General features: G+C 64.6%; 19 protein-coding genes. 4 read left to right on the forward strand and 15 right to left on the reverse strand.

Annotated elements, in window-relative coordinates; all coding sequences use genetic code 11:
- Positions 1–65: 65 nt before the first annotated feature.
- From LCM4576_RS32905 to LCM4576_RS32915, 3 genes are read left to right on the forward strand one after another with little or no spacing between them, the layout of a single operon-like run.
- Entirely contained in the window at positions 66–743 is a 678-nt protein-coding gene (locus tag LCM4576_RS32905; protein ID WP_244510980.1) for a bifunctional DNA primase/polymerase, read from the forward strand.
- Positions 744–755: 12 nt separating this feature from the next.
- The gene (locus LCM4576_RS35505) at positions 756–2,861 is read left to right on the forward strand and encodes a glycosyltransferase (protein WP_083361606.1); all 2,106 of its coding nucleotides are present in this window, start codon (positions 756–758) and stop codon (positions 2,859–2,861) included.
- Positions 2,862–2,883: 22 nt separating this feature from the next.
- A complete protein-coding gene (locus LCM4576_RS32915) occupies positions 2,884–4,449 on the forward strand; it encodes a glycosyltransferase (RefSeq protein ID WP_071036788.1) in 1,566 nt (521 codons plus the stop codon).
- 21 nt (positions 4,450–4,470) lie between these two features.
- On the opposite strand, the gene LCM4576_RS32920 is transcribed toward LCM4576_RS32915, so the two are convergent.
- The 8 genes from LCM4576_RS32920 to LCM4576_RS32955 form a co-directional block, all read right to left on the reverse strand.
- Entirely contained in the window at positions 4,471–5,046 is a 576-nt protein-coding gene (locus LCM4576_RS32920) for a DUF1349 domain-containing protein (protein ID WP_071036450.1), read from the reverse strand.
- 121 nt (positions 5,047–5,167) lie between these two features.
- Entirely contained in the window at positions 5,168–6,607 is a 1,440-nt protein-coding gene (locus LCM4576_RS32925) for an aldehyde dehydrogenase family protein (RefSeq protein WP_071036790.1), read from the reverse strand.
- A gap of 120 nt (positions 6,608–6,727) precedes the next feature.
- On the reverse strand, positions 6,728–7,213 hold the full coding sequence (locus tag LCM4576_RS32930) for a hypothetical protein (protein WP_040988758.1): 486 nt from the start codon (positions 7,211–7,213) through the stop codon (positions 6,728–6,730).
- Between the two features lie 52 nt (positions 7,214–7,265).
- Complete coding sequence (locus LCM4576_RS32935; RefSeq protein ID WP_083354611.1) at positions 7,266–8,153, reverse strand: ABC transporter permease; 888 nt, start codon at positions 8,151–8,153, stop codon at positions 7,266–7,268.
- Positions 8,150–9,109, reverse strand: a complete 960-nt coding sequence (locus LCM4576_RS32940) for an ABC transporter permease (RefSeq protein WP_071036451.1) — start codon at positions 9,107–9,109, stop codon at positions 8,150–8,152. The genes LCM4576_RS32935 and LCM4576_RS32940 overlap by 4 nt, the downstream gene beginning before the upstream one ends.
- A 31-nt stretch (positions 9,110–9,140) precedes the next feature.
- Positions 9,141–10,781 carry an ABC transporter substrate-binding protein gene (locus LCM4576_RS32945; protein ID WP_071036452.1) on the reverse strand — a complete coding sequence of 547 codons (1,641 nt, stop codon included), beginning with the start codon at positions 10,779–10,781 and terminating at the stop codon, positions 9,141–9,143.
- A gap of 54 nt (positions 10,782–10,835) precedes the next feature.
- Positions 10,836–11,609, reverse strand: coding sequence for a DUF427 domain-containing protein (locus LCM4576_RS32950; protein WP_071036453.1), 774 nt, complete (start codon positions 11,607–11,609; stop codon positions 10,836–10,838).
- A 12-nt stretch (positions 11,610–11,621) separates the two neighbouring features.
- Complete coding sequence (locus tag LCM4576_RS32955; RefSeq protein WP_071036454.1) at positions 11,622–12,980, reverse strand: LLM class flavin-dependent oxidoreductase; 1,359 nt, start codon at positions 12,978–12,980, stop codon at positions 11,622–11,624.
- Positions 12,981–13,169: 189 nt separating this feature from the next.
- On the opposite strand from LCM4576_RS32955, the gene LCM4576_RS32960 reads away from it, so the two are divergent.
- The gene (locus LCM4576_RS32960) at positions 13,170–14,969 is read left to right on the forward strand and encodes an ABC transporter ATP-binding protein (RefSeq protein WP_071036455.1); all 1,800 of its coding nucleotides are present in this window, start codon (positions 13,170–13,172) and stop codon (positions 14,967–14,969) included.
- Here LCM4576_RS32960 and LCM4576_RS32965 read toward each other — a convergent pair.
- From LCM4576_RS32965 to LCM4576_RS32995, 7 genes are all read right to left on the reverse strand, one after another.
- The gene (locus tag LCM4576_RS32965; protein WP_071036456.1) at positions 14,966–16,033 is read right to left on the reverse strand and encodes an ABC transporter ATP-binding protein; all 1,068 of its coding nucleotides are present in this window, start codon (positions 16,031–16,033) and stop codon (positions 14,966–14,968) included. The genes LCM4576_RS32960 and LCM4576_RS32965 overlap by 4 nt on opposite strands.
- A 3-nt stretch (positions 16,034–16,036) precedes the next feature.
- On the reverse strand, positions 16,037–16,885 hold the full coding sequence (locus tag LCM4576_RS32970) for a carbohydrate ABC transporter permease (protein WP_071036457.1): 849 nt from the start codon (positions 16,883–16,885) through the stop codon (positions 16,037–16,039).
- Positions 16,885–17,808 (reverse strand): carbohydrate ABC transporter permease, encoded by a 924-nt coding sequence (locus tag LCM4576_RS32975; protein WP_071036458.1) that lies wholly within the window; start codon positions 17,806–17,808, stop codon positions 16,885–16,887. Before LCM4576_RS32975 ends, LCM4576_RS32970 begins: the two co-directional genes overlap by 1 nt.
- Before the next feature lie 184 nt (positions 17,809–17,992).
- Positions 17,993–19,270 (reverse strand): sugar ABC transporter substrate-binding protein, encoded by a 1,278-nt coding sequence (locus LCM4576_RS32980; protein ID WP_071036794.1) that lies wholly within the window; start codon positions 19,268–19,270, stop codon positions 17,993–17,995.
- A gap of 27 nt (positions 19,271–19,297) precedes the next feature.
- A complete protein-coding gene (locus LCM4576_RS32985; RefSeq protein ID WP_041001160.1) occupies positions 19,298–20,518 on the reverse strand; it encodes a PLP-dependent transferase in 1,221 nt (406 codons plus the stop codon).
- Positions 20,515–21,246, reverse strand: a complete 732-nt coding sequence (locus tag LCM4576_RS32990) for a FadR/GntR family transcriptional regulator (RefSeq protein ID WP_041001158.1) — start codon at positions 21,244–21,246, stop codon at positions 20,515–20,517. Before LCM4576_RS32990 ends, LCM4576_RS32985 begins: the two co-directional genes overlap by 4 nt.
- A gap of 119 nt (positions 21,247–21,365) precedes the next feature.
- Positions 21,366–22,073, reverse strand: coding sequence for a DJ-1/PfpI family protein (locus tag LCM4576_RS32995; protein WP_071036459.1), 708 nt, complete (start codon positions 22,071–22,073; stop codon positions 21,366–21,368).
- Between the last annotated feature and the right edge of the window lie 30 nt (positions 22,074–22,103).

Below are 22,103 nucleotides of genomic sequence, written 5' to 3' on the forward strand. Positions count from 1 at the left end.
AAAATAACGCGTCGGGCCGGGATGAATTGCTTGACGACGGCGCTGTTGGCTAACGAAGATCGGCCGTGGGTTCGATACGGGCAAGCTGGCGCATGCAGCCTGAGGTGCTGACCGATTATGCTTTGAGGCTGCGGGAGCGCGRCTACATATGCCTTCCGCTTCGCGYCGGCGGCAAGCATCTCGACCTTGCGGCGATGGAGTATGATCCGCTGCATCTGCAGACGCTGCGCAAGGACCTGAAGGAACTGGCTTTCAATTCCATCACCTTCCAGCTGGCGCAGAAGCCGCCGGACGGTAGCGACATTGCAAGCTGGTTTCGCGGCTTTGCCGGCAATGTCGGCATATTGGGGGGATTCTCCAACCTGATGATCCTCGATTTCGACAGCGATGCCGGCTACCGTGCCTGGCGCGCCGATCACATGGCAATTGYGAACGGCACGCCGATAGCAAAGTCGCCGAGCGGATTTCACGTCTATCTGAGAACGCGGGAACCGATGGTCTCCTCCAGCTTGCATTTCGGCCTGCGACGGGTCGGCCACGTCAAGGCGCTCGGYGGTTATGTGGTGGGCTCTCCTTCGGTGCTCAGGGACGGTTCTTCCTACCGCTGGCTCGAAAACCAATCGCCATTCGACATCGAGCCGCAGCTCGTCGATGGCCTTGGCAGTCTTTCGCTGCGGCCGGTGTCACTGCTCAAGCACCACTACGACCGCCTGCTCAAGCGCGGCTTCTTCGAACGGCAATGAGCGGTTGAGCGCATGGCGGCCGACATAACCGTCGTCATCCCGGCAAGGAATGCGGCCGCGACGCTGGACGCGGCGCTCGGCAGCCTGACCGCCGACAGGGCGGTCATCCGCGAGATCCTGCTGATAGACGACAGCTCGGATGACTGCACGGCCAAGGCGGCGACGGAGAGTGCTCGCCGCCATGGCTTGCCGCTGGATGTGGTGAGCGTTCGCCTGGGCAGCGCGGGCGCCGCGCGCAATGTCGGAATCGAGCGGACGAGCGGCACATCCATCTTCTTTCTCGATGCCGATGACGAGGTGATGCCCGGCAGCCTGTCGCTGCTGGGATCGGCGCTCGCAAGCCGGCCTGGCGCCGGCCTCGCCGTCGGGGCCAGCATACGGCGCGCGAAAGGCCGGCCGGACAAGCTCAAGACCCCGCATGGCTATGGCCCTGACAAACGGCAGAACACGCGCCGATACCTGCGCAACGAGCTGTGGCCGATCGCCATGGGAAGCGCGCTGGTTGCCGGTTGGGCGACAGCCGGCATCCGCTTTCCGGAAACGATCGGGCTCGACGAGGACACCTGCTACTGGGCGGCGCTGCTGGCGCGCGCCGAAATCGTTGCCATCGACACGCCGGTGCTTCTCTATCACCATGACGAGGAACGTATGGCGCGCCGTTTCATCACCGCGCCGCGCAAGACGTTCCTCACCATAGCGCGCGAACTCAACGGCCTCGCGGCCGCCGGCGTCGAGCGGGACGCGTTGCAATGGCGAAAGGCCTGGATAGCGCAGCGCATCGCCCGCCAGCTTATCAAGCACGGGATGTTGGCGGACGCCGCCRGCATGATGCGCGCGGTCAAGGGCCATCGAGAACTTGGCCGGAGCTGGAAAGCGGCCCAATACCTGGCCAGGATCCGGTTCGGGCGGCTGGCCGGGATCAGGCCGGATACATCCACCGGCTTGGCGGCGCCACGGCGCACGCTGATCGTCAGCTTCGATCCGGCCTACCCGCCCGCCTCCGGCGCCGACCTCAGGACTTTCGGCAATGCCGTCGCGGCCGCCGAAATCGGTCCCGTCCGTCTTGCCTCGGTCAGACCTGCCGGCTCGACGCAGCCACCAGGCCGCGACATCCGCACGGTCTCACTGACCACGGAAGCCGAAAGGCTGTCGCATTCGCTCGGCTGGCGACGCATCAAGGGCGAGAACAGGATTCCGCGGCCGGCGCTCGCCCGTCTCAGAGCCCTGGTGCGCGCGTTCCGCCCGGACACGATCGTCGTCGAGAGCATTCCGCTGTTCAAGCTGCTGCAGCCTCTGCGGCCGTTGACCGGTCAGCTCATTCTCGACATGCACAATGTCGAATCCGATCTCGCCACCCAGACGCCCGGCGATGCCGCGTCGGCCGTGTCGCCCGAGATAAGGCAGTTGGAGCGGAGGGCGGCGGCGATCGTCGATCGCATCTGGGTCTGTTCGAAGCTGGACCGCGAGCGGCTCAAGGCGATAACCACGCATGAAACGCCGGTCGATATCGTGCCGAATGGCATYCCCCGCGCCAAAGAGATGTCTGAGACGCTACCGCCACCACCCGRCACAGCCGATGGATTTCCGGTGATCCTCTTTGTCGGCCATCTCGGCTATCATCCCAACGTCGATGCCGCYGAACGCCTGGCGCGCATCATCCTGCCGCGGGTCCGGGAGGCGTTGCCAGACGCGCGGCTCGTCCTTGCCGGCCGTYCGCCCGATCCAGCCGTCCAGGCCCTGTCGGAACTCGACGGCGTCGTCCTGATCGAAAACCCCGATGATATCGGACCCCTGCTGTCGGCAGCGCATCTCTGCATCGTTCCGCTCAGGACCGGGGGAGGCACGCRCATCAAGATCCTAGAAGCGATGGCCGCGGGTGTTCCGGTGATCGCGACGCCGCTCGCGGCGGAAGGGCTCGACCTCACCAGCGGCGCGGACTTGCTCCTGTCCGACACCGACGAAGGACTTGCCGACCTGGCGGTCRCACTCTGTTCCGACCCCGCTCGCATGGCCAGGCTGCGCGTCCGCGCCCATGGCACCGCATGGTCCCGCTTCGGACCTCAGGCGATCCGCGACGCCGTTCGCCATGGCCTGGGGCTGGAGGGCGCCAGCCGATGAACCGCTGCACAACGAGTCTTCGATGATCCCCAAGATCCTGCACCAGACCTGGAAGACCGACGACATCCCCGCCCGGTTCCAGGCTTATGTCGAGAGCTGGAAGCGGCACCATCCGGACTGGACGATGATGTTCTGGAACGACCGGCGGTTGCTCGAGTTCGTCGCCCGGCATTATCCCGACTTCCTGCCGACCTTTTGCAGTTACGAACGGGGTGTGCTGAGGGCGGATGCCGGACGGTATATGCTTCTGCACCATTTCGGCGGCGTCTATGCCGATATCGACTGCGAATGCGTGGCCTCGTTCGATCCGCTGGCCAGCGAGGACCGGATCGTGGTCTGCAAGGAACCGGACACGCATGCGCGAGTGCAGGCCGATTTCCRCCGATTGCYCTATCTTCTGTTCAACGGCACGATCGCCAGCCCGCCCGGACATCCCTTCTGGCTTCACCTCCTGTCCTTCCTGCCGGGGCTGGCCCACGCCAAGGAGGCCATCGACGCGACAGGCCCCTGTGTGATGACTTCGGCGCAGCTCAGCTACGGTGACCAATCCGCCTTCGCCATCCACCCTTCGGCGTTGTTCGCGCCGGTGGACTCGGCCGGACGCAATGGCGGCAACGAGACGCCTACCCTTTCCATCCACCATTGGGCCGGCACATGGTGGACACGCGCCCCGGCGCCGGGATGGCGAGACAAGATCCGCACGCGGGTCTACCGGTCCTGGCACCATCTGACGCGCGGCGCCTATCTGAGCGAAGCAGCCGCCAGGGAGGGCGTGGACCCGGCGGCCGTCGCCGCGCCTGCCCCGTCAGGCGGCAACGTCGCCATTCTGGTGCCGCTGCGCGACGCGGCGGATCATATCCAGCCGTTTCTCGATGCCGTCTCCGCACTCGATTACCCAAAGGACAGGATCAAGCTGGTCTTTTGCGAGGGCGACAGCACGGACGGAAGCTGGGAGCGATTGCAGCAAGCCGTGGCGCCGCTGACCGGCAACTATCGTGACGTGGTTCTGCTGCAGAGACAGACAGGCGTCCGGGTCGATCGAACCAAGCGCGCCAAGCGACGCCTGCAGCGCGCAAGGCGCGGCGCCATCGCGAAGGTGCGCAACCACCTGATCGACCACGGCCTCAACCCGGATGACGATTGGGCGTTGTGGGTCGATATCGATGTATGGCGGTTTCCCGGCGACATCCTGAGCCGGCTTATGGAAGGCGGGCATCGCATCGTGGTTCCCAACTGCGTCAAGATCGCCGGCGGCGGCAGCTTCGACCTCAACAGCTTCATCAGCGTGGGCAAGGAGAAGGATTATCGCTACTATCGCGAGATATACGGCGGCATCCATCAACCCCCGGCGTATTCCTACAACCGCCTTCATCTCAGCGACGTCAGGCATCTCGACAGCATCGGACTGGACGGCGTCGGCGGGACGATGCTGCTGGTCGACGCGACATTGCATCGCGGCGGGCTCCGCTTTCCGGAAATCCCCTATCGCGACCTGATCGAGACGGAGGCCTTTGGCGTGCTCGCCAACGATCTGGGGATCCGRCCGATCGGCCTGCCGAGACTCGAGATCCTGCACGTGCCGTGGTGAGACGGGCCTACGGTGCGTCGCTCAGTCGTGCAGGTCCCTTGAAATCGCCGGCCCGATCGTGAAGCCGGAGAATGTCACCTCGAAACCTTCGCGTTGCGGCGAGCAGCACATCATGCCGACATCGACCGCTTTCGAGGTCGGGAAATAGGCCAGCCGAACCGGCTTCCAGTGGCCATCCGAGGCGTCGAGATACTGGATGCGGATCGCCTCGGCGTGGCGGGTCAGGCGGATCCTGACGCCGTCCTTGCCGGCGGCGATGGCGACCAGCGACCAGTCGGAGGTGTCGTTGGTGACGACGACGGAGAAATAGGCCAAGCCGTCGGTGTATTCGATGCCGGCCTTGATCCAGTGCGTTTCGCTGAGGCGCAGCATCAGCCCCGCCTGGTCGTAAAGCACCTTGTAGTCGCCCTTGACGGTGACCTCGGCGCTGAAATCACCCTCGACGGGACGGTGGAGGAAATGGCCGTTGTCGCGCCAGAAGCCGTAGAAGGTCTCGCGCCAGAAGTCGGTCTCCTTGCCCGTTCGGACGGTGAGCGTGCCGTCGCCGACCGTGTGGTGCGGCGGCGGGTTGAGCCATGTCATGTCGGCCACGTTCATCGAGCTCCTCCCGGATTGGATTAGAGCAATTCCAGGAAAAGTGTGAGCGGTTTTCCGCCCGGAATTGCGTCAAAACAAAGAGATAGAGTGGTTCGCCGTTTCCGTGAAACGGTGAACCACTCTAGCCGGCGAATGTATAGGCCGTCTTCACCGTGGTGTAGAACTCCATCGCGTAGCGGCCCTGCTCGCGCGGACCGTAGCTCGAGCCCTTGCGGCCGCCGAACGGCACGTGGAAGTCGACACCCGCCGTCGGCAGATTGACCATCACCATGCCGGCTTCGGAATTACGCTTGAAATGCGTCGCGTGCTTCAAGCTGGTCGTGCAGATGCCCGAGGTCAGGCCGAACGGCGTGTCGTTGGCGACAGCCAGCGCCTCGTCGTAGTCCTTGACGCGGATGACGTTGGCGACCGGTCCAAAGATCTCCTCGCGCGAGATGCGCATGGCATTGGTCGAGCCGACAAACAGCGCCGGCTGCAGATAGAATCCCGGCGTGCCGCGCTCCAGCCGGTCGCCRCCGAAGGYGAGTTCGGCGCCTTCCTGGCGGCCGATGGCGATGTAGTCCTCGTCCTGCTTGAGCTGCGTCTGGTCGACGACCGGGCCGATCTGGGTCTTGGCGTCCAGYGCATCGCCGATGACGAGCTTGTCCAGCCRCTCCTTCACCGCATTGACGAAACGGTCGTGAATGCCGTCGGTGACGATGAGACGCGAGGACGCCGTGCAGCGCTGTCCGGTCGAGAAATAGGCGCCGTTGACGGCGCAATCGACGGCGACGGCGAGATCGGCGTCATCGAGCACGACGAGCGGGTTTTTGCCGCCCATCTCTAGCTGGAACTTGCGCATATGCTCAACACTGGCCGCGGCGACGCGCTTGCCCGTGCCGACCGAGCCCGTGAAGGAGATGGCGTTGACGTCAGGGCTGTCGAGCATCGCCTGGCCGACAACCGAGCCCTTGCCCATGACGAGGTTGAGCACGCCCTTGGGCAGGCCGGCGCGGTGCAGGATGTCGACGATGGTCCAGGCGCTTTCGGGCACGAGCTCCGCCGGCTTGAAGACGATCGTGTTGCCGTAGGYGAGCGCCGGCGCAATCTTCCAGGCGGGAATGGCGATGGGGAAATTCCAAGGCGTGATGATGYCGACGACGCCGACGCCTTCGCGGGTCATCTCGACGCCGACGCCCGGCCGCACGCTCGGCACCATCTCGCCCGACAGGCGCAGCGTCTCGCCGGCGAAGAAATCGAAGATCTGCGCCGCACGGATCGTCTCGCCGACGCCCTCGGCCAATGTCTTGCCTTCTTCACGCGCGAGCGAGCGGCCGATCTCGTCCTTGCGCGCCATGATCTCGTCGGAGGTCTTCTTCAGCACGGCGTGGCGGGCCAGCGGGCCGGAGCGCGACCAGGCCGGAAAAGCGGCCTTGGCGGCCGCGATCGCCTGCTTTGCCTCTTCCGGCCCCGCCGAAGCGTATTCGCCGACGACGTCGTTGGTGTTCGAGGGGTTGATGTTGCGCGAGCCGGCCTCGCCAAGCCACTCGCCGTCGATCAGGTTCTTGYGGAGCACGGTCATCTTGTTTTTTCCTTCGAGATTGGTCGCGGCGGCCTTCGGCCGGGTCAATTGTCAGACAAATGATATAGCTATTGGCCAGCAGGAGGTCTACCCGCGATCTTAACCTAGAGCCGGATCGCGTCAGGTCGAGAACGACCAGAACAGGCAGGCGAGCGTGACCGCGCCAAAGACGACGAAGAACAGGCTTCTGAGCAGGACATTGCGGCGAAGCTCGTTCATGGTGAGGTGCGCCGCCACGATCACTGCCACGAACAGGAAGCGCCAGTTGAAGAGCGCCCAAAGCACCTCATGCTGGCCGAAGGCCCATCTGGCGACGAGCGAGCCGACGATGGTCGCGAAGAGCATGATCGTCGCCCAGAAGATCGCGTCGGCGGCATGGGTCAGCACGATGCCGGCGGCGCGGATCGGCAGGATCATCATCAGCATGGCGCCGAAGAAATAGACGGCGGCGATCGCCAGGAAGGAGCCGGCGTCGGCGATGCCGTCGAGGCGCTTCACGCCATAGGCGCCGTAGGGATAGCCGTGCCTCGCCACGGCCAATGACAGCGCCATCAGTAAGGCGCTCAGAACCGTGATCAGTGCGAACGTGCCAAGGGCCTTGCTCATGCCGTTTCCTGTCGAGACGAATCAACAGGAGTCTAGCAATCAAAGCCGCAATTCACCTCTCGATATTCTCGAAAGCGCCGATGCCTTGGGCGATCAGATTGGTCGCCATGACCAGCGAGACGATCGCGCCCGAGTTGAAGACCACGACCCACCATTTTCCGCCGGTGAGGAAGCCGTAGCCTTCGGCGATCGCCAGGCCCCAGTCGGCCGAAGGCGGCTGGATGCCGAGGCCGAGGAAGCTCAGCGTGGCGATCGAGAAGAAGGCGTAGCCCAGCCGGGTGACGAGATCGATGAGGATCGTCTCCCTGATGTTGGGCAGGATCTCCAGCACCATGATGGCGAAAGCATTCTCGCCGCCTAGGCGGGCCGCGCTGACATATTCGCGCTCCTTCTGCTCGCGCACCGCGGCGCGCACGGTTCTGGCCACCAGAGGCGCATAGGCGATGGCGATCACCAGGATAACCGTGAGGTTCGATGGCCCCAGCGCCACCAGCGTCATGGTGACGAGCACGATGAAGGGAAAGGCCATCAGCGTGTCGAGCAGCCGCGCGCCGATCGCGTCGACCAGGCCATCGAAATAGCCGAGCACCAGGCCGATGATGGTGCCGGCGGCAACACCGCCAAGCGTGGCCAGCGGCGCCACCAGCAGGATATCGCGCGATCCGACGATGATGCGGGACAGCACGTCGCGGCCAAGATGGTCGGTGCCGAACCAGTGCGCGGCGTCCGGCGGCGTCAGCGTGGCGAGGAAATCCTCGGCATAAGGATCATAGGGAACCAGCCGGTCGCCGAACAGGGCGCAAGCGATCCAGAAAGCGAGGATGAGCGATCCCATGATGACGGACGCGGGAAGGCCGCGAACGGCGCGGCTCAGCCTGCCGGCGACCCGCAAGACAACGGGCGCGTGCGACGGTGCCGGGAATTCCAAAAGGTCCATCATGGCGACGCCCGCCGCCGCTGCCGCGGGTCGARCAGCGCCTGGACGAGATCGCCTATCGCGGCGGACAGGACGAAGATCGTCGCCATCACCAGCACGCCCGCTTCCAGCATCGGGAAATCGCGCGACTTGGCGGCATTGAGCACGAGGTTGCCGAGGCCCTGGATGCCGAACAACGCCTCGATCACCACCAGCCCGCCGAGCATGTAGCCGCTCTGCGTGGCAAGCACCGCGATGGTCGGCGTCAGCGCATTGGGCAGCACGTGGCGGAGAATGACCTGCCGACGATCCAGCCCTTTCAACGTGGCGGTGCGCGTATAGTCGGCGGCAAGCGCCTCGATGACGCCGGCCCGCGTCATGCGCGCCAGATAGCCGGCGAGGTTGAGCACCAGCGGCAGCGCCGGCAGGATGAGATAGTAGCCGCTCGTCCAGAGGCCCGCGCCATCGGGCGCGGCACCCGTGATCGGCAGCCAGTTCAGCCACAGGCCGAAGACCAGGAGCAGGAGCAGGCCGGACACGAAATCCGGAACGATGCCGAAGGAGACGCCGGCGAGCACGATCAGYCGGTCGATCAGTCGTCCCCGGTTGAGGCCGGCGACAATGCCCGCGCCGACGCCGAGCGGCACGAGAAACAAAAGGATGATGCCGGCAAGTGCGGCCGAGCGGCCGAGGCTTGCCAGCACGAAGGGGCCGACCGGCGCGCGCATCGACAGCGACGTGCCGAAATCGCCGGTGAGCGCCGCGCTGAACCAGCGCCAGTATTGGACGAGCACCGGCTGATCGGCGCCGAGCTGTCTGTTCAGCGCGGCGACAGCTTGCGCGTCGGCGAAGGGACCGAGCATGACGCGCGCGACATCGCCGGGCAGGACCTGCCCGGCGAGGAAAACCAGCGCGCTGACCAGCCACAGCGTCAGCAGGAGCGAGGCCGCGCGCGCCGACAAGGTGCGGCCGGTCAGCATCCGGCATCCCGCCTGGTTTGGCGTTTCCGCGTCATGCCTGGACGAAGGAAACGCGGTCGAGCAGGAGATGCGAGATCGCGGTGAAGCGCACGCCCTCCACTTTCGCGCTGGAGATGCGGCTGTATTGCGAGAAGTAGCTGATGATCTCCGGCGTCTCGTCGAGCAACAGGGCCTGGATCTTGCCGGCCGCGATGCGCTGCGCCTGAAGGTCACGCGCCTTGCCGTATTCGACCAGCAAGGCGTCATAATCYGCATTCTTGAAATGCGCGGCGTTCCACGCGCCGTCGCTCTTCAGCGTCGCGTTGAGGAAGATGTCGGGCGTGCCGCGATGGCCGAAATCGGTGATGCCGAGATTGGAGTCGAGCCAGGGCGAGCTGCCGAAGGTCGCCGATCCGTAATAGGCGTCCTGCGGCAGCACATTGAGCTTGACGTCGATGCCGGCCTTCTTGGCGAAGTTCTGGATGATGACGGCGTAGTCGGGGRTGTCGTAGGCGCGCTCGGTGGTCAGCGTCACCTCGAAGCCGTTGGGCACGCCGGCTTCGGCGAGYAGCCGCTTGGCCTCGGCGATGTCCTGCTTGYGCTGCGGCACGGACGGATCGGCCGAGGGGAAGATCGGAGCGAACGGCGTGTCGTTACCGGCGATGGCGCGACCCTTGAGCAGCCCCTTCACGATGGCCTCGCGGTCGAGGGTGAGCGCCAACGCGCGGCGGACGCGCTTGTCGGTGAACGGCGCCTGGTCGGTCCTGAGATGCACGGCGTCATGCGAGCTCGCCTGCACGCTCAAAAGCTTGAAGTTGGGATTGCCCTCGATCGCCAATTCCAGGCGCGTGGTGCTCGGGATGACGTCGAGCTGGCCTGCCTGCAGCGCGACGACCTGTGCCTGTTCGTCGTCGAAGAATTTGATCTCGACGCGATCGGGCAGCGCCTTGTCGCCCCAATAGTCGGGATTGCGCACGAAGCTGGCGCCCTGCTTGGGACGGAAGGATTCGAGCTTGAACGGCCCGGTGCCGTTGAAATTCTTCTCGAAGTCGCCGGCATAGTCGRCCGGCAGGATCACGGCGTTGTAGACGTCGGACGAGACATAGAAGGGGAAATTCGAGTTCGACTGGTCGAGATCGAAGGCGACCGTCTCGTCGTCGACAATCTTGGCGCCGCCCTTGGACAGGATGCCMTTATAGGCAGAGAGCGCCGACGAGCCGCTGTTTGGATCGACCAGACGCTCGAAGCTCGCCACCACATCCTTGGCGGTGACGGTGCGGCCGTCATGGAATTTCACGCCGGGCCGCAGCTTGAAGGTCCAGCGCTTGGCCGTCTCGTCGGCTTCCCAGGACAAAGCGAGCTTCGGCTGCAGCCCGTCCTTGGGATCGTCGAGGATCAGGTATTCGCCGACCTGACTGAGCACCCCGATGCTGGCCGGATCGGTGACCGTGACCGGATCGATCGCCTTGGTCGGCTGGCCGAGCCCGACGCGGACGGTGCCGCCGGCGACAGCCGCGCGGGCCCGGGAGAAACCGAGGCCTTGCGAAGCGGCGAAGCCGGTCAGGCCGATGAGGGCTGCATATTTCAGCAGGTCGCGGCGCTTGAGATAGCCTTTGGCATATTCGTCGACGGCGACGTTCCAGATGTCGCCGGACAGGTTGCGAAGGGCGTCGATTTCGTTGCGTTTGGTCATTTTTGCCTCTGTGAAAATCGCGGTTTGAAATGAAGTGGAGGCGACGGAGCCGGGTCAGACCGGCTGGCCGTCGAGATGGATGCGGTCGACTGCTTGCGGATAGAAGGCGATCAGCCCCTTGATCTTCGGCATTTCGGCGATCGGATCGCGGTAGCTCCAGGCGATGTCCTCGCGCAAAGAGCCGTCCTTGAGCACGCCGGACCAGTAGGAGGCRATGCCCTTGTAGGGACATCGGGTCCTGGTCAACGAGGCCCTCAGCCGGTCGAGGCGGACATCCTCGAGCGGCAGATAAAACCGCGTCGGCAGGTGCGTTTCGARGAGCAGCACGGGACGCCGGCTGTCGGCGATCGGCTCGCCGTCGAACCAGATCTCGACATGGCTGGAGCTTTGCAGCACGTCGATGCGCGCATAGGGATCGCGGGCATGGACGAAGACCTCTTCGTCCTCCTCGAACCACTGGTCCACGAGGTTCCAGGTGAAGGCGACGCGGCCGGCGAGCGGCGCGAGGTTCTCATCCGGYGGCGCCGTGAACGACCAGGCGGCATCGGCGGCGCGCCTGTCGCCCGTTTCGATATCCCAGTATTTCRTCTCGCCGCCGATCGGATGCTGCTGGCCTTGCTTCGACGGCTTCAGCACCGACTGGTCGATCGCCGCCAGCGGGAAGAAATAAATCGGCAGGAAATGGTTGGAGCGCAGAACCATGACGTTGCGGCTGTCGGCGATAATGCGGCCGGCGAACTTGACGCGGATGCGCTTGGGGCTGTGCAGGACGTTGATCAGTTGCGGCGCGGTGGCTTCGCGCGGCTGCAGTCTCGGTGCGGCGGTCATGACAGCTCTCCCTCAGGACACGGCGCGCTGGTTGGCGCGCTGCTCGGCGAAGCGGTTGGCGGGGCGGGCGAGGCCGAAGCGGTCGCGCAGCGTTCCGGGCGCGTATTCGGTCGGGAAGACGCCGCGGCGCTGTAGTTCGGGCACGACCTGCTCGGCGAAATTGATCCAGTCCTCCGGCAGCAGCGGGAACATCAGGTTGAAGCCGTCGGCGGCGCCCGCCTCGAACCAGTCCTGGAGCTGGTCGGCGATCTGTTTCGGCGTGCCGGCGACGGTCGGCACCGAGCCGCTGTTGGCGAGTTTGCGGGCGATCTCGCGCAGGGTCAGGTTCTGCGTCGCCCACTGCCTGACGCGATTGAGCGAGGTGCGCCCGCCATTGAAGGTGCTTTCGTCCGGAAGCTGCGGCAGCGGGCCGTCCGGCGGATAGGCCGAAAGATCGATGCCGCTCCAGCTCGACAGGAGATCGATGCCGACGCGATCGGGGAGCAGCGTCTGCAGGTACTCCTGCCTGTCGCGCGCCTCGGCCTCGGACGCCGCGACGATCGGCAGGATGCCCGGCAGGATCTTGAAGCTTTCCGGCCGCCGACCGTGACGGGCGAGCCGCTCGTTGATGTTCTCGCGGTACCGGATTCCGTCTTCCCTGGTGCTGTAGATGGCGAAATGGGCATCGGCGTGGGCAGCCGCAAAATTCTTGCCGTCCTCGGACGAGCCGGCCTGGACGATCAGCGGATGGCCCTGTGGCGGGCGCGAGACGTTGAGCGGCCCGCGCACCTTGAAATGCGCGCCGCGATGGTCGAGCACATGGACCTTGTCCGGATCGGCGAAATAGCCGGTTTCCTTGTCGAACAGCAGAGCTTCATCCTCCCAGCTGTCCCACAGCCCCTTGACGATATCGAGGAATTCGGCCGCGCGCTGGTAGCGGAAGGCATGCTCGATATTGCCGTCGCGGCCGAAATTGCGCGCCTCCTCGTCCATGGCCGAGGTGACGACGTTCCACGACGCCCTGCCCCCGCTGATATGGTCGAGCGAGGCGAACAGGCGGGCCACATTGTAGGGCTCGCTGTAGGAGCTCGACGCGGTTGTGATGAGACCGATATGCTTGGTTACGCCGGCCAGCGCGGAAAGCAGCGTCAGCGGCTCGAGGCGGGCATTGGCGTAATGCGCGACGCCGCTCTTCACAGAATCCCAGATCGATACGTGGTCGGCGACGAAGATCGTGTCGATCCCGGCGCGCTCGGCGGCCTGGACGAGCTCTCGATAGTAGTCGAAGCCAAGCACTTCCCGGCCGGGCGCGCGCGGGTGCCGCCACGACATGCGGTGATCGCCCTGGGGGTTGAAGAAGAACGCGCTCAGGATCAGTTGATTTCGCGCCATGCCGGCCTCCTTGCAGCTTCGCGAGAGAGCCGGCGTTGCATCGGCAGCGCCGTTGAAATCTCTCGATCAGGTGAAAGGCTAGATTGCGCTTGTCGTTAATTCGAGTAATTTTATAGAGATAATGTACTAAATGAGCGGAAGCGATTGCCCTTGATTAGGGTACCGGCAGAAAGCGATTTCGAGGTCTTGATGTCCCCTTCAGTGCTGAACGTGGAGAAACTTTCCATCGCCTATGGCGGGAAAAGAGGATGGCAATCCGCCGTCAATGGTGTCTCGCTCTCCATAGGCCAGGGCGAAGCGTTGGGGTTGGTCGGCGAGTCAGGTTCGGGCAAGAGCTCCGTGGCTTTGGCCATATTGCGCTATCTGCCGGGCAATGCCCGGCTGGCGGCCTCGGCGCTGGAGTTCCAGGGTCGGGAAATACGCGGCCTCTCCGGCGAGGAGCTGCGCGGCCTGAGAGGCGATCGTATCGCGGCGGTCTACCARCATCCAGGGGCCGCGCTCAGCCCGGCCATGACGATCGGCCGACAGATCGGCGAGACGATCATGCGCCATCGTCCGGTCCGCCATGAGGAGGCGCGTTGGCGCTCGGCTGAGTTGCTCCGGCGTGTGCGGGTCGCCAATCCCGAGCGGGTGCTCGACCTCTACCCGCATGAGCTTTCCGGCGRCATGCAGCAGCGCGCCAACATCGCGATTGCCATCGCGCTCGACCCGGCGCTGCTGGTATTGGACGAACCGACGACAGCGCTCGACGCCAGCGTGCAGTCGGAAGTGATCGCGATCCTCGACGATCTGCGCCGCGACCACAAGACCAGCATCCTTTTGATCAGCCATGACATCAACCTGATCCGCCGCTCCTGCGACCGCGTTGCGGTGATGYAGTCGGGCGCCGTGGTCGAGAGCGGCGGCGCCGAGAAGGTTTTCGAGAATCCCGCCCATGCCTATACCAAGGCGCTGATCGCCTCGATCCCGGCGCTCAATTTCACCAAGCGCGACGGCCGGCTGGCAGAGATCGGCGCGGCAAGCCACATCCAGCCGGCCGCTCGCCAAACCGGCCCGGATCCGGAACGCCGGACCGCTATTGCCTGCAAGAGCGTCAGTCATTCATTCGGTTCGCAGCCGGTGCTGCACAATGTCGAGTTCCGCATCGGACAAGGCGAGACCTTCGGCCTGATCGGTGAATCCGGCTCGGGCAAGTCGACGCTGGCAAGGATCGTCACCGGCCTGCAGACACCCAGCCAAGGATCGGTCGAGCTGTTCGGCAAGACCGTCGCGCCGCGCGCCGAGAGACGGGCGCGGCGCGAACGGCGCGACTTGCAGATGGTTTTCCAGTCGCCCGACCGCACGCTCAATCCGCGCCATCGGATCGGGCGGATCATCAGCCGGTCACTGCGGCGGCTTGCTGGCCTTGGCCGCAGAGATGCGAAGAACCGCGTCGCCGAGCTGCTACGTTCCGTCAGGCTGACCGACACGACCGTGGAACAGAAGCCGCGCTCGCTCTCCGGCGGCCAGCGGCAGAGGGCGGCGATCGCGCGCGCCTTCGCCGGCGCGCCGAAAGTGGTGGTGCTGGACGAACCGACCTCGGCGCTCGACGTGTCGGTGCAGGCGACGGTGCTCAACCTGCTCAACGACCTCCAGCGCGACCAGGACACGACCTATCTGTTCATCAGCCACGACCTCAGGGTCGTGCGCTACATGGCCGACCGGATAGGCGTGCTTTATCGCGGCCGGCTGATCGAGACCGGCTCATCGGAACAGGTTTTTCGCGGACCCAACCACCCTTATACGAAGCTGCTTTTGGCGGCGTCTTCGGACGAGGCGCCGGCAGTTTCGGTCCAAGCGGCCGCAGAGACAGCGCATGGCGGGTGCGCGTTCGCCGATCGTTGTCCTCTTGCCTTGGCCGGTTGCCGGGAAGCGGAGCCGGCTGCCGCCGATGTGGGCGACGGCCATCTGATCGCCTGCTGGCGAACGGATGCACTGCTGGCCAGCTAGCCGATCCGATTTCCACTTTTCGGATCGAAGAGATGCAGCGCCGCCGGATCGGCGGCGAGACGGATCGTGTCGCCCGGCCTCACGTCGCTGCGGCCCATGACGAAGACGCAGATCTGCTGATTGGCCAGCCTGACATAGAACTGCGTCGACAGGCCGAGCGGCTCGACGACCTCGACCTCGGCCTTCAGCGCGCCGTCGTCCACCAGCCGGATATGCTCGGGCCGCAATCCTACGGTGAGCGCATCGCCGTCCTTCAGCGGCAGGCCGTCCGGCAATCTGAGCTTCTGGCCGTCCGCCAGCACGGCATCGACCTTGCCGCCCTTGGCGACCTTAGCCGGCAAGAAATTCATGCCGGGCGAGCCGATGAAGCCGGCGACGAAGGTGTTGGCTGGYCGGTCGTAAAGTTCGAGCGGACGGCCAACCTGCTGGACATAGCCGTCATGCATGACGACGATGCGGTCTGCCATGGTCATGGCCTCGACCTGGTCGTGCGTGACATAGACGGACGTGGTCCTGAGCTGCTGGTGCAGCGCCTTGATCTCGGCGCGCATATGGACGCGCAATTTGGCGTCCAGGTTGGAGAGCGGCTCGTCGAACAGGAAGACTTTCGGGTCGYGCACGATGGCGCGGCCCATGGCGACGCGCTGGCGCTGGCCGCCGGAAAGCTGCCTCGGCAAGCGGCCGAGATAGGAGTCGAGGCCGAGGCGCTTGGYGGCGGCGCCGACGCGGTCGTCGATCGTCGTCTTCTCCGCCTTCTTCAGCATCAGGCTGAAGCCCATGTTGGAGGAGACATCCATATGCGGGTAGAGCGCGTAGGACTGGAACACCATGGCGATGTCGCGGTCCTTCGGCGCGACGTCGTTGACCAGGCGCTCGCCGATATGGATCTCACCGCCGGTGACCTCTTCGAGGCCGGCGATCATGCGCAAGAGCGTGGACTTGCCGCAGCCGGACGGGCCGACCAGCACGACGAACTCGCCATCGGCGATCTCGAGATCGACGCCGTGCAGGATGCGCAGCGCGCCATAATCCTTCTCGACGTTTTGCAGCGTGACGGAAGCCATCTTTTATCCTTTGACCGCGCCGGCGGTGAGGCCGGTGACGAGATAGCGTTGCAGGAAGGCGAAGAAGACGCAGACCGGGATCAGCGCCAGGATGGAAGCCGCCATCATCTGCCCCCAGTCGACGGCGAACTTGCCGATGAAGGTGAGCAGGCCGACGGCGAAGGTCTTCTGCTCGTCGCTGGAGATCAGCATCAGCGCGAACAGCAATTCGCTCCAGGCGGCGGTGAAGACGAAGCCGAGCGTCGCGCCCATGCCCGGAAGGGTGAGCGGTACGATCACGCGGCGCATCGCCTCAGCGCGCGTGCATCCGTCGATCATCGCCGCTTCCTCCAGGTCCTTCGGGATGCCGTCGAAGAAGGACTGCATCAGGAAGGTGGCGAAGGCGGTGTTGAAGGCGGTGTAGATGATGATCAGGCCGATCAGGCTGTTGGTCAGGCCGAGATCGCCCATGATGCGGTAGATCGGCGGGATGACCATGACCAGYGGAAAGGTCTGGGTCAGCAGCAACAGGATCGCCAGCGTCGCCTTGCCGCGGAAGGTGAAGCGCGACATGGCATAGCCGGCGAGCGTGGCGATGACGGTGACGAACGCTGCCGTCGACACCGAGACGATGACGCTGTTGAGGAAGTAGCGCGGGAAGTCGGAGGCTTCGAGCACAGTGGCGAAGTTCTTGAGCGTGGTTTCAGACGGCCAGAAGGTGATGCCTTCGGAATAGAGCAGGCGTTCGGGCGTCACCGATATCTTCAGCGTCCAGAAGATCGGGAACAGCGCGAAGATCACGTAAGCTGCGATTGCCGCGTAGAGTCCRATGCCGCCGAAAATGCGCGAGGAGGTGGAGCGACCGGCGATCATCAGACGTGCCTCACCAGCGTGCGGCGGATGGCGATCAGGCCGATGGCATAGGCAATGAGCAACACCAGAAGCAGCACCGCAACGGCCGAAGCGTAGCCTTTGTCGAGCGACTTGAAGGCGCTGACATAGATGTAGACCGGCACCGTGCTGGTCGAGCCGGCAGGCCCGCCCTCCGTCATGACGAAGATCAGGTCGGCGAAAGTGGCGATCCAGATGGTGCGCAGCATGACGGTGATGACGATGGTCGGCGCCAGGAAAGGTAGCGTCACCTTGGTGAAGCGCTGCCAGGGCGAGGCGCCGTCGATGGCCGCCGCCTCATGCAGTTCGGACGGGATYGACTTCAGCGCGGYGAGCAGCGTGATGGYGAAGAACGGGATGCCGAACCAGATGTTGGCGACGATCGGTCCCCACATGGCGGTGGCGGGATCGGAGAGCACATTGGTCGGCTCGGCTTTCAAGCCCAGYGCGAAGAGCCAGTGCGGCAACGGCCCGATGATCGGGTTGAACAGCCAGGCCCAGGTAAGGCCCGAGAGAAAGGACGGCACTGCCCAAGRCAGGAACACCACCGCCTGCACGACCTTGCGGCCGTAGAAGGGCTTGTCGAGGAGCAGCGCCAGACCGAGGCCGAGGAAGAACTGGAAGAACAGGCTGGCGACCGTCCACCACAGCGTGTTGATCAGCGCCTGGCCGARCACCTGGTCGGAGAGCATCGCCTGGTACTGGGCGAGGCCGACATATTGCGACTTGAAGGCCGAGAATTTGCGGAAGGAGTAGCTGATGCCGATGATGAGCGGCACCAGAAGCACCAGGACCAGCAGGACGATAGCCGGCGAAAGATAGAGCCAAGGCTCGATCGCGGCCTTGCTCAGCCGCCGCTTGCGCGGCCGGGCGGCGGATCGGATTTCGGACACTGCGTAGGTCATACGGTGCTCGCGTTGGGGAATGGGGACCGACATTGGCGACAGCGCCCTTCTCCCCGTTTACGGGGAGAAGATGCCGGCAGGCAGATGAGGGGCGGCGCGAACTTACGAAGGTCTGGCGCTGCCCCTCATCCGGTCCTTCGGACCACCTTCTCCCCGTAAACGGGGAGAAGGAAGAGGCCTGCGCTTACTTCTTGTTCTTGGCCAGCCAGTCCTGCTGTTCCTTGGTCAGGAACTTGGCCCATTCGTCGGCCACGTCCTTGGCCGGCTTCTGGCCGAGCAGCACTTCCTGGAAGTTCTTGATGGCCACCTGGTCGACGAAGTTGCCGAGGTTCTCCAGATGGGTCGGCGGCGTCACCATTTCATATTTCGAGCTGTCGCTGAGCTCGGTGAACCAGCCCTTGAACTGCTCGGTCTTGAAATGCGCGTCCTGGTCGGCGCCGTTGTGGATCGGGATGACGCCGACTTCCTTGGCCCATTCCAGATTGTCCTTGGGCGACAGAAGGGTGGCCATCAGCTTCCAGGCTTCGTCCTTGTGCTGGGAATTGGCGAACATCGCCCAGYCRRCATAGCCCAGCGTCGGATAGGACTTGCCGCTCGGGCCCACCGGAAGCGGCGCGACCGCGAAGTCGTCGGCGCTCATCTTGTCGGCGATGCCGAGCAGCGCGTCCGGATCCTGGTTGAGCATGGCGCAGGTGCCGGAATAGAAGCCGGTGACCGTTTCGTTGAAGCCCYAGCTCACGGCGTCCTTCGGCGCCAGGCCGTCCTTGTACATGTCGGCCAGCATCTGCAGGCCCTTGATCGAGCCCGCGTCATTTATGGTCGAGACACCGTCGTCGGTGAAATAGCCGCCCTTGCCGTCGGCGATGTTCATGAACATGTGCATGCCGTTGAAGGCGCCGGGGCCGCCGCGCAGGCAGTAGCCGTATTTGCCGGGGATGGCCGAGATCTTCTTGGAGAAGGAGACGAACTCGTCGAGGTTTTCCGGCGGCCGGTCGAGGCCGGCTTCCTTGAACAGCTTCTTGTTCCAGAACAGCGCGTTCACATAATAGCCGTAGGGGATCATGAACTGCGTGTTGTTGACGGTCGAGCCGAACTGYTTGGCGCGGTCGCCGAGCGTCTTTGCGTCAGGCCACTTGGCCATGAACGGACCAAGATCCTCGAGCTGGCCGTTGTTGGCGTAGAGGCCCATCCAGCGCTCCGGCATCTCGACCACATCGGGCGTGTCGCCGGCCTGCACCATGGTCAGGAACTTTTCGAAGGCCTGGCCCCAGGGCAGCGAGACCACCTCCACCTTGATGCCCGGATTGGCGCTCTCGAATTCGGCGATCTGCTTCTTCAGGAATTCGGTGCGCGGCGGGCTGGTGATGACCTCGACCAGCTTGATGGTGGTGTCGGCCAGCGCGCCGCTGGCGGAAATCGCCAGGCCGGCGACGGCGGCAAGCATGAAGGTCAGTCTTTTCATGTTCAGGACTCCCATTTTGAACACTCGTTATTTTTTTGACTTGTCGAAGGCTTTACTTTTGTCGAAGGCTTGGGCGATATCGGCCCAGAGGTCTTCGACATTTTCCAATCCGACATTGAAGCGGATGGTTCGGGGGCTGACGCCGAAGCGCGCCATCGAATTGATGCCCGGCGTCTGCTCGAGCGAGGCCTTTGCCGGCACGACCAGGCTTTCATGGCCACCCCAGCTGACGCCGATGCGAAAATATTTCAGCGCATCGACGAAGGCCGGGATATCGACATCCTCGGTGACCTCGAAGGAGAACAGCCCGGCATAGCCGGCTAATGTCCTCTTGCCGGGATGGTTGGAATAGGCTGGGTGGTTGACGCGCTCGACCTTGCCATGCGCCTTCAACCGCTCGGCGAGGACAAGCCCGCTCTTCATGTGGTGCGGCAGCCGCAGCGGCAGCGTGCGCAGGCCGCGCAGCAGGAGCCAGCCTTCGAAGGGCGACAGCTTGCCGCCAAGCTGGGAATAGGTCTGCTCGTTGATGTGCTTGATGTGGGCGGCCGAACCCGCAACCACGCCGGCGACGGTGTCGCTGTGGCCGCTCAGATATTTCGAGGCCGAATGCAGCACCAGGTCGACGCCATGCGAGATCGGCTTCTGGAAGACGGGGGTGGCCCAGGAATTGTCGATCGTGGTGACGATGCCCTGCTCCTTTGCCAGCCGCGTCAGATGCTCCAGGTCCTGCAGCTCGAACATCATCGAGGTCGGGCTTTCGAGATAGAGCAGCTTGGCGCCGGGAAGAGCGGCGGCAACCGCGTCGGGATCGGCGCCGTCGACATAGTCGACCTTGATGTGCAACCGCGGGAACAGGCGCTCGAACAGGCGGTAGGCGTCGCCATAGCAGTTGCGCACGGCGACCATGCGCTCGCCGGCGCCGACAAAGGCAAGTACGGTGCTGCTGATCGCGGCCATGCCGCTGGAAAAGCCGCGCGCGGCTTCCGCGCCCTCAAGCGCAGCGACCCGCGCCTCGAACTCCATCACCGTCGGATTGTCGCCACGCGAGTAGATCGGCTGCTTTCTCCGGCCGGCAAAGGTATCGGCCATGTCGGCGTAACTGGCGAAGGTGAACAGCGAGGTCTGGTAGATCGGCGGCACCACCGCGCCGCCGGGGAACGGATCGTCATGCGCCAGAAGCGTCGCCGCCTCGCCGAGATAGTCGCTGGCCAGGGAGGCCGGATCGAAAGTGTTGGGCTGCTCGTTCATCTGCGGTCCGAAAGTTTGAGGTTGGCGGCGCCGCGCTTCAGATCGTCCTCGACGGTGGCGATGAGCTTCAGCGCCTCGGCGCGGGCGCCGTCCGGATCATGCGCGGCGATGCGGTCGAAGATGGTGCGGTGATAGGGGAAGCTGGCATGGCCGAAATCGCGCACGCCGAGYGGATGCTCCCAGAAGCGGTGGAACAGCTCGTGCATGGCGCTGATGATCTGCTCGAAGAGCGGATTGCCCGAGGCGCGGTAGACGGCCTGGTGGAATTCCCAGTCCTCCTCCGAGGACATGCCGGCGCGGGTGCGGAAGGCATCTTCCATGATGTCGAGCTTGCGCTCGATCTCGGCGATCTCGGCCTTGCCGGCGCGGATGGCGCAAAGGGCCGCCGCCTCGGCCTCCAGCGCGCGGCGGATCTCCAGCGTGCGCATCAGGCCGGCGAAATCGTTGCCGCCCGCCAATGTCAGCGGCATGTGCAGCATGTCGGGCGAGACAGCGGCCTTGAGATAGGTGCCCGAGCCCTGCCGCCGCTCGACAAGGCCGAGGCCTTCCCAGCGCGTCAGCGCCTCGCGCACCGTGTTGCGGCTGACCTTGAGGCGTTCGGCCAGGATGCGCTCGGTCGGCAGCTTCTCGCCCGGGCCCAGAGCTTCCTGCCGCACGAAGCCCGCCAAGGCCTTCAGCACCGCGTCGTCGCGGGCCGTGGTCTGGATGGGGGGCAGGAAATCGGTCACGCAGGTTGAGCCCGAAGTGGTTCAATGGTCCAACCAATTTCTGCACAGGCGGAAAGATGAGTCAACAGTCGAAATGGTAACGACCGAACGGCGGAGGGACCCGCCATCCGGCCTGTCGTTCAGGCGCCGATGCGTGCCGGCTTGGCCGACGCCCGCTCTTCGCGCCAGCGCGCGAACATTTCCTCGCGAACCCGCCGCGAACCCGAAAGCCGATCCTTTGCCTCCGCCAGGACGGCCGGCGAAKCCCCGGCGGGCGTGCCGGAGCGGAAGGGCGGCGCCGGGGCATATTCGAGCGAGAGCTGCACGATTTCGGCTTCCGCTTGACCGAGCAGCCTTGCGACCAGCGCCAGGCCGAAATCGATCCCCGAGGTGACGCCGCCGGCGGTGATCAGCTTGCCGTCCTCGACGATGCGCGCATCGACCGGGATCGCACCGAATTCTTCCAGGAAATCATGCGCATACCAGTGCGTGGTCGCCCGCTTGCCCTTGAGCAATCCGGCCGCGCCAAGCACCAGGGCGCCGCTGCACACCGAGGTGATGTAGCGCGCCTCAACCGCGCGCTCCCAGACGAAATCGAGAACCGCCTTGTCCTCCAGCAGCGCGTTGACGCCGCCACCGCCTGGAATGCACAGCACGTCGAGCGGCGGGCAATCGTCGAAGGTCGCCGTCGGCGTAAGCGACAGCCGCGTCGAGGACGTCACCGGATTGCGATTCTTCCAGATCAGTTCCACCTCGGCGCTTTTGACCGTCGCCATGACCTCATAAGGCCCGGTGAGGTCGAGCTGCTGGACGTTGGGGAAGACGAGAATGCCGAAACGAAGGGACATGGGGAATCTCCGCGAGTTGACTTCTGGCAA

The sequence above is a fragment of the Mesorhizobium sp. LCM 4576 genome (assembly GCF_001854815.1).
Classification (GTDB): Bacteria; Pseudomonadota; Alphaproteobacteria; order Rhizobiales; family Rhizobiaceae; genus Mesorhizobium; species Mesorhizobium plurifarium.

What these genes read in the sequence shown, in the direction of transcription:
- LCM4576_RS32920 (WP_071036450.1), bottom strand. Translation starts at nt 5,046, where the DNA reads ATGAACGTGGCCGACATGACATGGCTCAACCCGCCGCCGCACCACACG.
- LCM4576_RS32930 (WP_040988758.1), bottom strand. Translation starts at nt 7,213, where the DNA reads ATGAGCAAGGCCCTTGGCACGTTCGCACTGATCACGGTTCTGAGCGCC.
- LCM4576_RS32935 (WP_083354611.1), bottom strand. Translation starts at nt 8,153, where the DNA reads ATGATGGACCTTTTGGAATTCCCGGCACCGTCGCACGCGCCCGTTGTC.
- LCM4576_RS32955 (WP_071036454.1), bottom strand. Translation starts at nt 12,980, where the DNA reads ATGGCGCGAAATCAACTGATCCTGAGCGCGTTCTTCTTCAACCCCCAG.
- LCM4576_RS32985 (WP_041001160.1), bottom strand. Translation starts at nt 20,518, where the DNA reads ATGAACGAGCAGCCCAACACTTTCGATCCGGCCTCCCTGGCCAGCGAC.